This window comes from Leptotrichia sp. (assembly GCF_057270615.1).
The window spans coordinates 50543-62832 of sequence record NZ_DBHIXN010000003.1; the positions used below are offsets into that span (position 1 = coordinate 50543).

Annotated in this window: 13 protein-coding genes; all 13 read right to left on the minus strand. The window is 29.1% G+C overall.

Annotation, left to right across the window (positions count from 1 at the left end; translation table 11 throughout):
- Nucleotides 1–94: 94 nt before the first annotated feature.
- Nucleotides 95–961 carry a lysophospholipid acyltransferase family protein gene (locus ACO409_RS01200; RefSeq protein ID WP_485554071.1) on the minus strand — a complete coding sequence of 289 codons (867 nt, stop codon included), beginning with the start codon at nucleotides 959–961 and terminating at the stop codon, nucleotides 95–97.
- Between the two features lie 69 nt (nucleotides 962–1030).
- A complete protein-coding gene (gene rpsO, locus ACO409_RS01205; RefSeq protein WP_485554073.1) occupies nucleotides 1031–1294 on the minus strand; it encodes a 30S ribosomal protein S15 in 264 nt (87 codons plus the stop codon).
- Between the two features lie 163 nt (nucleotides 1295–1457).
- Entirely contained in the window at nucleotides 1458–1952 is a 495-nt protein-coding gene (locus tag ACO409_RS01210) for a TlpA family protein disulfide reductase (protein ID WP_485554075.1), read from the minus strand.
- A gap of 273 nt (nucleotides 1953–2225) precedes the next feature.
- Nucleotides 2226–3617 (minus strand): SEL1-like repeat protein, encoded by a 1392-nt coding sequence (locus ACO409_RS01215; protein ID WP_485554077.1) that lies wholly within the window; start codon nucleotides 3615–3617, stop codon nucleotides 2226–2228.
- 89 nt (nucleotides 3618–3706) lie between these two features.
- Nucleotides 3707–5608 (minus strand): methionine--tRNA ligase, encoded by a 1902-nt coding sequence (gene metG / locus ACO409_RS01220; protein WP_485554078.1) that lies wholly within the window; start codon nucleotides 5606–5608, stop codon nucleotides 3707–3709.
- Nucleotides 5609–5651: 43 nt separating this feature from the next.
- The gene (locus ACO409_RS01225; protein ID WP_485554080.1) at nucleotides 5652–6329 is read right to left on the minus strand and encodes a lysophospholipid acyltransferase family protein; all 678 of its coding nucleotides are present in this window, start codon (nucleotides 6327–6329) and stop codon (nucleotides 5652–5654) included.
- Between the two features lie 33 nt (nucleotides 6330–6362).
- Nucleotides 6363–6917: a TetR/AcrR family transcriptional regulator gene (locus tag ACO409_RS01230; RefSeq protein WP_485554081.1), complete on the minus strand. Its 555-nt coding sequence runs from the start codon at nucleotides 6915–6917 to the stop codon at nucleotides 6363–6365.
- Nucleotides 6918–6938: 21 nt separating this feature from the next.
- Nucleotides 6939–7460 carry a dihydrofolate reductase gene (locus ACO409_RS01235; protein ID WP_485554083.1) on the minus strand — a complete coding sequence of 174 codons (522 nt, stop codon included), beginning with the start codon at nucleotides 7458–7460 and terminating at the stop codon, nucleotides 6939–6941.
- Between the two features lie 35 nt (nucleotides 7461–7495).
- Nucleotides 7496–8365 carry a thymidylate synthase gene (thyA, locus tag ACO409_RS01240; RefSeq protein ID WP_178937463.1) on the minus strand — a complete coding sequence of 290 codons (870 nt, stop codon included), beginning with the start codon at nucleotides 8363–8365 and terminating at the stop codon, nucleotides 7496–7498.
- A 70-nt stretch (nucleotides 8366–8435) separates the two neighbouring features.
- Nucleotides 8436–8900: a tRNA (cytidine(34)-2'-O)-methyltransferase gene (locus ACO409_RS01245; protein WP_147003233.1), complete on the minus strand. Its 465-nt coding sequence runs from the start codon at nucleotides 8898–8900 to the stop codon at nucleotides 8436–8438.
- 43 nt (nucleotides 8901–8943) lie between these two features.
- The gene (gene ruvC, locus ACO409_RS01250) at nucleotides 8944–9513 is read right to left on the minus strand and encodes a crossover junction endodeoxyribonuclease RuvC (protein WP_295723940.1); all 570 of its coding nucleotides are present in this window, start codon (nucleotides 9511–9513) and stop codon (nucleotides 8944–8946) included.
- Between the two features lie 80 nt (nucleotides 9514–9593).
- Nucleotides 9594–11177 (minus strand): hypothetical protein, encoded by a 1584-nt coding sequence (locus ACO409_RS01255; protein WP_485554085.1) that lies wholly within the window; start codon nucleotides 11175–11177, stop codon nucleotides 9594–9596.
- 32 nt (nucleotides 11178–11209) lie between these two features.
- Nucleotides 11210–12286 (minus strand): tRNA pseudouridine(55) synthase TruB, encoded by a 1077-nt coding sequence (truB, locus tag ACO409_RS01260; protein ID WP_178937461.1) that lies wholly within the window; start codon nucleotides 12284–12286, stop codon nucleotides 11210–11212.
- Nucleotides 12287–12290: the final 4 nt, after the last annotated feature.

Consider the following 12290-nt stretch of genomic DNA (forward strand, 5'->3'; position numbering starts at 1 on the left):
CATTTAATTTTATCATAATTTATTCACATATTCAAGTTAGAAAAATAAATTTTTTCTTTTTTTCTCGCTTATTTTTTTCTTATCTGTTTCTTTCTTAATTTTTTTTCTTATTTCTCCATCTATTATGCTGCCACATGTACTGTTCAGGGTACTCTTTTATAATTTCTTCAAATTCATTATAAATTTTTTGCATATTAAACTGCATTGTTTCCTTTAATTTCTTTTGCTTTTCAATTTGAATAATTTTTTTATTTACAACTCGTACAACATCCCCATCAAATATTGCATAAGCCAAAACTATCGGTATCTTATGCTTTATAGAAAGAAGCACAGGACCTGCAACTGCTGTTGTTTCATGTCCAAAAAATGTCACATTTACATCTTTTCCATAGTGATCTGACGCAAGTGCAATAATTGACTTTTCATTTATTGCTTTACTAAGTGCTTCATTGTTATGTAAAGGCAATGAATTTAATCCACCTTTTTCACGCCACTTTGTCATTAAGTCATTAATTTTTTTATTTTTTTGATTTCTAAACACAGCATAAAATTTTCTAATATCTTTCATCTTGCTTCCCGCTTCAAAACCTCCAAGGTGAAGTGATACAATTAAAACTGCTTTTTCATTGTCTTTACAAGCCTTTTTCATTAACTCTTCATTTTCTACAATAGTATTTCCTTCTTTTGTAATTTCTTCCAAAAAAATTGAAGTCATTATCATTTTTCCCATTGTTTTATATGATTTCTTTGCAATTCTTATAATTTCTTCATCATTTTTTTGAGGAAAAGCATTTTTTATATTATTTATTGCAAGTAATCGTCTTTTTTTTATAAGATAATATGCCAGCATGCCAAAACTTTCAAAGATTTTATATCTAACTTTAAGAGAAAAAACTGACAATACTTTTTTTAATAAAATCACAAAAAATCCTGATATTTTCTCACTTACTTTATATTTCATCTATTTATATGAACTCCCTAAAATTTTTAAAAAAAGAGCATACACAAATACGCTCTTTTATATTAATTATTATTTTCTGATTCCTAATTTTTCTATTAACGATCTATAATCATCAACGTTTCTATTTTTAATATAATTTAATAATCTTCTTCTTTTACCAACCATTTTAAGCAATCCTACTCTTGAATGAATATCTTTAGGATGCGTTTTTAAGTGAGCAGTCAAATGGTTAATTCTATCTGTAAGAAGTGCAACTTGAACTTCTGCAGATCCTGTATCCTGAGCATTTTTTCCGAATGCTTCAATAATTTCTTTTTTTGATTTTAATGCCATTTTATTTCCTCCTAATATTTATTATTTAAACCAAGAATATAGCGGCAAACTTATATTCATAGTATAAATTCAAGTGTTATTTTATCATATATTTTTATATTTGTAAAGATTTTTATATTTATTTTTTTTACAAATTATCCAAACTTCTTTACTTAGATGAAAATTATTTTCCAAAAGCAGCTGTTAGTGAATCAAAATCAACTGGCAATTCAAGTTTATCTTCAACTTTTCCATTATTTATTTTTAAATTAAATGGGAAACCATCAATTGCAAATCCACGAGCAACTGTACCGTCTTCATCGTAATAAGCTGGGAAAGTATATTCATTATCCTTTACATAAGTCTGTGTTTTTCCAAGATTAGTGTTATCATTTGTAAATACTACAATAACATTAACTTTATCTTTATTTGCATTATAAAACTTTTGAACTTCAGGTAATTCTTCCCTACAGTGCGGGCACCATTCAGCAGCTATAACAAATAGCGTTTCTTTACCATTTTTCATAATTTTACCAAGATCGGCAGTTTTTCCATTAAGATCTTTTAATTTAAAGTTAGGAATTTTCCCTTTTCCATCTACATCAACACTAAATTCACTTGTTCCACACGATACTACAAATAACAAAAGCATTGATATCATTAAAATTATTTTTTTCATTTTTAAGATTCTCTCCTTTTCTCAAATTTTATTAGTCATTTTTAAATATCTAAAAATCCCGTTAAACAGAGCATTTTAGGATATTTATCTTTTTTGACTTTCTTTAGTTTGTAGCAAGAGATTTTGCTCTCTTGTAATTATTAAGTATTACTCTTAATTAACTTACTTATTGTTCTACAATAACTTAGTAATTATACAATATATTTATTAGAATTTTCTGTAAAAATATTTATTTTTATTCCTAAAAAAATTTAATACCACCATTAAACATATTTAATCGGTTATATAAGCATTAAATACATCTCCAATATTATATCCATTTTCTTTAGCAACTTTAAAGTAAAATTTTGCTTTGTCTTTATTTTTTTTACTATAATAATAAACTCCTAAATTGTAAAATGCTGTTGTATTTAACTTTGCAGCCGCTTCTAAATTCAATATTCTAACCATTTTATCATTTTCAGGATAATAAAGACTCAAATCTACCATTGAATAGTCATCTCCGCTATTAGCAAGTCTTTCAAGTATTTTCTTAGCTTCTTTGTTTCGTTTTTCTGGACCATTATCATCACTGCTTATAGGATTTTTTGCTTTTTCTTCATCTTCAAGAATATAGGAAAGTTTGTATCCAGCCGAAATTGAACCTAGCATATATGCCTTATTATAAATATTTTTAGCCTTTTTCATTTCTTTTTGAGTTTCATACAAGCGTCCAAGATAGTTCATTGCATCAATATCTCCTTTACTTGCAGCTTTTTGATAAAATTCTTCAGCTTTTGAAAAATTCTTTAAGTTTTCATAAATAAATCCTTTATATCCCAAAATAAGGACTTCATCTGAATTAGTATCATCTAGTATTTTTAATGCCAAATCATAGTTTTTTTGATCTTTTACAAGACGTGAAGCCAGTTCAAATGCTGCCAAATAATATTTATCCTTTGCAAATATTTGATTATAAATTTGCACAGCTTCTTCGTTTTTGTCATCATTTTCCAGCAACTTTGCTTTTGCATAAAGTGCAGGAGAATAATTTTCAGGCAAAAAGTCTTTCAAAATATCATAAGCCTTTTCTGGATTTGAAACTTTTTCCAAAATTAAAGTTCCAAGTTCTTTTTTTTCATTTGCTGTAATAGTTCCATCGTTTAATTTTTGATTCAATTCTTCTATTCGTTTATAATATTTCATCAATTTCTTGTTATATTCATAAGAATAAAGTGAATAAATTTCACCAGCATCCTTACCTTTTTTTAAATATTCCTGAGCTTTTGTAAACTGCAGCTTATTTTCATATATATTTCCAATCATGTAATAAGCCTTTACATTTCCTTGCTTTGCTGAACTTTCTAGAAGGTCTAGAATTTGAAATTCATCTCCATTAGTTTGCTGTAATAAAAGGGCTTGATAATATTCAGCTAGTCCCTTACTTTTTTTCATATATTTATTAAAAAACATACCTCCATTTTCAGCAAGATAAGTATAGGCAAGTCCATAAACATCTTCATTCCCAGCCTTTGCTGATTCATTGATATTCTTCATTATATATTCATAATCTTTCTTTTCCAAAATACCAATAAGACCTTTTTCAAGTGCATCATAACCAGCATCACTTTTTGAACAAGATGCTAAAAATAATAGCACAAATAATATATATATACATTTTTTCATATTTTTATCACATTTCCTATTCGTTAAAAAATTGCCCCCACTTTTTTATCTTTTAGTTTTTTTATAACAACTCTGCTATTTAAAATTATTTATTTTACAGTTGTCCCAACTTTTACTTCGTCATTTATAACTATCAGTTTAGTTTTTTTCTTTTCTGTCGTTGTTAAAAGCATTCCTTGTGAAAGTTCCCCTTTTAATTCAACTGGCTTTAAATTTAACACAGCCTGAACTTTTTTACCAATTAATTCTTGCTCATTTGGATACCATTTTGCAATTCCTGAAATAATTTGTCTTTTTTCTTTTCCTGTATTTACAATAAATTTTAAAAGTTTATCTGCATTTTTAATCTTTTGCACTTTTTCAATTTGAACAACTTTTATTTCAATTTTATTAAAATCTTCTATTGTAATTGGATTTTCAATTTTCAAATTCTCATTATATTCTTTTTCAAGTTCTTCTTCCATCTCAATTCTAGGAAATAATGGAACTGCTTCATTTAATTTATTTCCAACAGGGTAACTTTTCCATTCTTTTGAATCATCTAAATGTAATTTGGTAACATCTTTATCAAGTCCAAGTTGATTTATCATCTTTTGTCCAGTTTCAGGCATAAATGGTGAAATCAGCAATGCAATTTTATAAAGTGATTCAACTAAATTATACATAACTGTTGATAATCTATCCTTTTGAGTTTCATCTTTAGCAAGTTTCCAAGGCTCACATTCATCAATATATTTATTCATTCTGGAAATAAATTTCCAAATATCCTTCAATGCTTCAGAAAACTGATAATTATTTATATGATTATCTACATCTGTTAATGTATTTTGCCATAATTCTTTTATTTCCTTATCAAAATCATTTTCAACTTCATTTAAAACAACTTGTGAATTAAAATATTTTTTTTGCATTCCAATAGTTCTATTCAAAAGATTTCCCAAATCATTTGCAAGATCAGAATTTATTCTTTGAATCATAGCTTTTTTGGAATAATCCGCATCTTGTCCAAAAGTGGCTTCTCTCATCAAATAATATCTAAAGGCATCAAGCCCATATTTTTCCACTTCCTCTTCAGGATTGACCACATTTCCAAGGGATTTAGACATCTTTTCACCTTCAACAGTCCACCATCCATGTGCAGCAACTGTATCAGGTAGTTTTATTCCAGCTGACATAAGCATCGCAGGCCAAATAATAGCGTGAAATCTCAAAATATCCTTTCCAACAACGTGATTTACTGTACCATTTGTCCAAACATTTTCAAACTCTTCAGGATCTTTAGCAAATCCCGCTCCAGTCAAATAATTTGTCAAAGCATCAAACCAGACATAAATTACGTGCCCTTCTTCTAGCTCTAATGGTATTCCCCAATCAAAAGTCGTTCTTGAAATTGATAAATCCTGCAATCCTTGTTTTATAAATGCAACCACTTCATTTTTTTTACCTTCTGGTTTGATAAATTCAGGATTTTCTTCAATATATTTTAATAATGCATCTTCATATTTTGACAATCTGAAAAAATATGAAATTTCCTTTACATCAATAACTTCTTTTCCCATATATTTACCATCAACTAACTGATTTTCGGGAACAAAGGTTTCTTCTGACACACAATATTTACCCCAGTATTCACCTTTATAAATATCGCCATTCTCATTAACTTTTTTCACAATTTCCCTAACGCTATTGATATGTCTTTCTTGAGTAGTTCTCATAAAATCAGTGTTTGAAATATTTAATTTTTCCCATAAAGTTGTAAAATTTAATGACATTTTGTCAACCCATTGTTGAGGTGTGTATCCATTTTTTTCTGCTGCTTCTTGAATTTTTTGCCCGTGCTCATCCACTCCAGTCAAAAACTTAACGTCATATCCTGTTAATCTTTTATATCTCGCTACCATATCACAAATTATTGTTGTGTAAGCTGTTCCCACGTGCGGTGCCGCATTAGGATAATAAATTGGTGTTGTTATATAAAATGATTTTGACATATTTTAATTCCTCCTTATAATTTATATAAATATTTATATTTCTTTATTTTCCAAAACTTTCTTCGTTAAATTCAATTTTTTTATTTTTATTATATTTTTTGTTATAAATCTCAAATGCCTTATACCCAGCTTCATGTATTCTCTCTTTAACCAATTCTATTGATTCCTCCATTGAACTTTCCCGAGTCAAGTAAAACGGCTCTGCAACATAATGAACACACCTTGAAAACGGCATTGGTATTTCAAGTTTATCCCACATATTCTTAAAAATCCACTTTTTACTGCAATAGGAACTGACTGGCACAATTGGCATTCCTGTCTTTTTCGCTATAAAGATTGCACCTGATTTTGGTTCAAAAATAGGTCCAGCCGGACCATCTATAGCAATTCCAAGAGTATATTTATTTTTGGCATATTTCATAGCTTCTTTTAGACTTTTTATATTATCCTTGTTTGAAGATCCTCGAATAAGCTTATTCCCTTCTTTTCTAAGCACTTCTGCCAATATTTCTCCATCCTTTGATGCACTTACAATAGAAGCTTTTTTTTTAATAATTCGTGTAGCATTACAAACTGTAAAAATTTTTCTATGCCAAAAAACAATGATATTTGGATCATTCATTTCCACTCCATCTGCGAAAAAATATTCTTTTCTTGTCATAAAGCTAAGCATTCTGTATACAAAATGAAGGAATGCTCCTAAAAATTTGTATTTATTCATTTTTTCTCCTATTTATTTCATCATTTTTTAGATTTACATCTGAAAATATTTTACTACTTCTAATATTTTATTTTTTATGACTTCATTCGTTTCATTTTTTCTATAATCTTCATCAAGTCTTGTACAAAGCATAGTTGCATATCCAAATAAAAAATACCATAATTTATCTACGACATCTCTAGCTTCTTCCATTTCCAATGAAGGAAAACTTTCATGCAAGTTTTCTTTTGTCAAAAGTTCATTAAGCGTCATTTCATAAAGTTTTTCAAATCTTTCAGTAGTATCAAGGAAAATTGTTCTAAACAATTCCTTTTCCTCTCTAGCGAAAATTACAAATCCAATAGCTCCACTTAAAATTTTTCTTTCTGAATAATTCCCATAAAGATATTTTTTTAATTTTTCCTTGCATACATTTATAATTTCTTCCTTTAATTCATCTATCGTCCTAAAATTAAAATAAATCGGCGCCGTGGAACATTTTAAATAATTTGCAATTTTTCTGACACTCACATTTTGAAAGCCTTCCTTTTTCATCAATTCGTATCCAGCCTCAACCACTATTTCCTTTGTAAATTTAAGCCTAGGCATTGTCTTCTCCTCTTTAGATATTTATTTTATTTTTTCATAAATGCAAAATTTCCAGCCATCATAATTTTCTTCTGTCAAAGTCACCCATTTTCCCCAATCTATTTCTGGAAAATAAGCATCCGCCTCACTATCGGAAAAATCAATATGGCTCATATAAATTCTTTTTATAATCCCAAGTTCAAGCGACTTTTTATAAATCTCGCCTCCCCCAATAATAAAAACTTCCTCTGTCAAATCTTTATATTTTTCAGCAACCTTTTGAAAATCATCAAAAAATTCCAGCTTTGTAGTTTCGTTTTCATATTTTTTTCTGTCTTTATTTATTTTTTTTTCTGTTTCTAAAAAATTTCTCGATAAAACAATATTCACACGATTAGGCAAAGGCCTACCTATGCTCTCATAGGTATTTCTCCCCATAATAACCGTTTTTCCAGTAGTTATCCTTTTAAAATTCTTCAAATCTTCAGGAATATGCCACAAAAGCTGATTATTTTTCCCAATTTCATTATTTTTCCCAACAGCAACTATTAAACTGAACATCATAGCTCCTTTTTTTATTTTTATATTTTCTTAAATTATTAAACCGCAACTTCAAATTTAATAGCCGGATAGCTTTCATAATCTTCCAGCGTAATATCTTCAAATGTCAATTCATTAAATGGCTTATCCGCAATCTTGATTTTGGCAAGTTTTAGCGGTTTTCTTGTCAGCTGCTCCTTCAATCCTTCAATATGATTTTCATAAATATGAGCATCTATTATTGTATGAGCAAATTCTCCAGCTTCATAGCCGCACTCTTTTGCAATCATCATTGTAAGTAACGAATAGCAAGCCAGATTAAATGGTATCCCAAGTGCAATATCTCCACTTCTCTGAGTTAAATGGCAATTCAATTTATTTCCTAAAACATTGAATGCAAAAGTATAATGACATGGCGGTAATTTACTAATTGTCGCATTTCCTGGATTCCAGGCCAAAACTATCATTCTTCTCCCATTTTTATGATTAGGATTTGTTTTTAACTCCTTCAAAGTATCAATAATATACTGAATCTGATCGAATACTAACTGTCCATTTTCTTCTCTAGTTGTCCAAGGATTATTTTCATCTGCAAAAACTTCTCCATCCAAAGCAATTTCTGGAACAGGATATCTTCTCCAGAATCTTCCATAAGCCGTTTCCAGCCTTCCTTCCTCATCCGCCCAGGCATCCCATATCTTTGTCTTTTTACGTAAATTCTTAATATGCTCTTCCCCAGACAAATACCAGAACAGTTCATGCAGCATCGAATTAAAATACATCTTTTTAGTTGTCAGAAGTGGATATCCTTCACTCAAGTCAACCTTATACGAATAGGCAAAAGTTGAAATCGTATCAACTCCTGTTCTATTTTCCTTTTTTACTCCATTGTCAAGCACATGCTTGACCATATCCAAATATTGTTTCATTTTCCCTCCACTTTTCCCAAAAACTTTTAATTTTTAAATATAAATACTCCTGCTACGCTATTTAACTTTACTAATATTCAAAATTATTTTGTCTTAAAGCCTCAAACAGAACAATTGCCACCGCATTTGACAAATTCAGCGATCTTCCAAGTGGCAGCATTGGAATCGTAATATTATTTTCCTTATATTTATTCAATATTTCTTCAGGAATTCCACGAGATTCAGGCCCAAACATTATATAGTCATCATGATTAAATTTTACATCGGTATATCTTTGATCCGTTTTTGTCGTTGCAAAATAAATTTTTGCATTTTCATTATTTTCAATATTTTCCTTCCAAAAGTGTTCCAAGTTTTCCCATACAAAAAGCTGTACGTTTTTCCAGTAATCTAGCCCTGCACGTCTTATTTTCTTGTCATCCAGTTCAAAACCTAGAGGTTTTATTAAATGCAGCCTTGTATTTGTTAAAACACAGGTTCTTCCGATATTTCCTGTGTTTACATGTATTTCTGGATTTAATAGAACTATGTTCATTTTTATCTACCATTCTTTCTATCTAAATTTTTAATATATAATCTTATTTTATTAATTTTTTGTAATCTTCCAGTTTTATTCGATTGGAAGTAATTTTATTCAATTTTTTTGTAATATTATCTCCCCTGTCAAACCCGCCAAATCCTATTTTAGAATTTATGTGAGTAATTGCGATGGCAAGGGCATCTGCAGCATCATCAGGCTTTGGAATCTCATCTAACTTTAATATTAACTTTACCATTTCCTGAATTTGCTTTTTATCAGCTCTTCCATAACTTGCAATTCCCATTTTTACTTGAAGCGGAGTGTAACTGTATAAATTCAGCTTATTTTTTTGCCCTGCTAAAGTTATTACTCCACGAGCTTGTCCTACTTTTATTACTGTTTTTTGATTCTTAAAGAAAAATAAGTCTTCAATAGCCATATCTGCTGGCTTCCATAGCTTTATAATGTTTTCCAGCCCATCATAAATTTTTTCCAGCCTGATTGGCATATCTTCATCCTTATCTGTAAAAATACAGCCATAATCAAGCGGATTATACTTGCCATTTTCATAATCTACGACAGCATATCCCACTATCGCTGTTCCAGGATCTATCCCTAAAATTCTCATATTTTCTTTTATTTTTCCTCTACTTCCTTATTTTTTTATTATATCACACCTAAAGACTGTATGCAAGGTATCCGTATATGCTATCCAAAATATTTTTCTATATAATTTTGAATATAGTCAATATAACTTTCCAAGTCAATATCCTCATAATTTTCAAATTCGCTTACGCTTGTTTCAACATTCCTCACTTTATACAAGTTGTCGTTAATATCTCCAAAACCATATTTTTCATAATATTTTTCATCTTTACGGATAACAGCCTTATATAATCCTGTTCTTGAAAAATATAGCCGATATTTCCTAAATTTATCCAGCACTTCACTGCTTTCAAATTTCATTTTTCCATTTTCATCACAGGCATAAATATCTTCATAAACAGAAGCATACATAAAAAATATGTCAGGATTTTCTGAAAAAACTTCTCTTACCGCCGTTCCTATTTCCTTTTTTTCCCAAAAATATAATTTTAAAATTTCTGAAATCCATCTATGATTTCTTGGCATAATTAGCTTGCTGTAATGATATTCATTAATTCCTCTGACTTTGTCACCTATTTTATATAAAATTGAACATTTATTTTTCAAAAATTTATCAATATCTTCTATTGAGAAAATATCCTGATACTGATGATTTATTTTATTTCTTATTTTACTTAAAAGTTCATCGGTTACATTTGTTATAAAAATATCATTTTCTGATGCCCCAACCATTTCAATGCCTTCCCTTGCAAAGACTCTTTTTATTCTTTTCACAATACTTATTCTGTATCTGTTTAAAACATCCTTTACAAATGATGACTTTAAAAGCAGATCCCTTGGTATTTTGTTTACTATGCTTCTATCTTTTTCAAGAAAAATTTTGTTTTCAAGAAGCCATTTATACAGATGATCTTTTTTTATTGACAATTTATACACTTTTTTCTGAAGATAATTATCATAATCATCCATTTTTATTCTTTTTGAATAATTTATTTTAGCCTGGCTGTTGTTATCAGAATTTTGTTTAAGAAGCATAGTCACAAGTTTGTCATTACTATAATTTAAGTATTTTATCTTTCCCTTAAGTTTCATATTGTTGCTGTAATTGCCATTTGTAAGTATATTTAACAGATTTTCCTTTTCATCCCAGTTACTTTCTTCTGAAATTATAAAATTATACATTTTTTCAGTTGCTAAAACATCCTGAAGGCAGTAGTCAATTACCTTGTCAACAGTTTTATCATATATATTTTTTTTAATTACATAATTAAAGTTGGCAAAATCCTGCTCTTCAATATTATCTCCACAATTAAACTCAAACCCTTTTACCCCAAGATTCAAGTTATATTCATAAGCCAGATCATACGAATTAAATTCGTGATTCTCGCTTTTATATCCATTTTTTGGCATATTTCTTATTATTTTTATTTCGCTGTTTAATTTATTCCTATTTACATTTGAATTTCTGTATTTTAAAAGATCATTAATCACAATGTCATCAAAACTGTGCCCCGCATAGGAAATTAGCACATTTTTTGAAATGACTCCATACAGAAGTTTCTTTTGGCGGTTAAAATTATCCGAATCAATAATTAATATTTTATCATCATTCAACTTTTTTAACACAATACAAAAGTAATTTGGAAAAACTTCGATATCAAATACATATTTATTTGACTTCTTCATATATTATTATCACCACTTTTCAATTCTGAAAGTTACAAAAAGTATTTATCTCTCTTTAAATAAATTCTATCTCCCTTAATATTTACAATTTTCACAATTCCACGAAATTCCCGTTCATTTGTATCTCTATTTCTCACATAAATCTTAAATTTCTGATTTTCCTTGATTTTTTTTCTCATATTAACTTCTTTACTTATATTTTCAAATTTTTTAAATGTGTCGATAACTGTCATTCCATTTTTCAATTTTCCATATTTCTCATTGGAAACATTTATCCCAAAATAGTCAAGCACATATTCTATTTCTACAAAACACACTATTTCCCGAATCTTTTCAGCCCTGATCACAGCATCACTTTTTGTAGCCCAAAACGATTCATTTTCCCTTTTAGCCTCCACCAATTCCTTCAATTTATCAATTTCAGCTTCAGCCTTTTCCAAATCAATCGCATCTTCAATTTCAAATCTTCCAATTTTAGTTCTCACAAGCCTTGTCATCGTAGCAAAAACTCCCAATTTTTCCCCAATATCGTAAACTAGAGAACGGATATAAGTTCCACTGCTGACTTTTGCATAAAATGAAATTTTGATATTCTCATTGACTTTTGAATTTTTATCTGGCCTAGAGATTTTGATTTTCCTAATTTCTGAAATTTCCACATTTCTTTCAGCTCTTTCAACTTCTACACCTTTTCTAGCCAAATCATAAAGTTTTTTCCCATCTACCTTTATTGCAGAATACATTGGCGGAATCTGCTTTATTTTTCCTTTAAAACTATTTACAGCTTTTATTATTTGGGCATTGCTTATATTTATTTCAGCCTCATATCTTTCAATAACCGTCCCTTCCAGATCATAAGTATCAGTTTTGTATCCAAGTTCCATTTCAACATAATATTCCTTTTCCTTTTTCATCAGGTCATCAGAAAATTTTGTAGCATCATTAACCATAACAATCATAAGCCCTTCAGCCATTGGATCCAGCGTCCCTGCATGCCCGACTTTTTTAGCCTTTATTTTTCTCTTCAGCTCATTAATTGCCGCAAACGAGCTTATCCCTTTACTTTTATTCAATAGAATAAGTCCATCTTTCGTGAAATTTTTTTCCATTCGT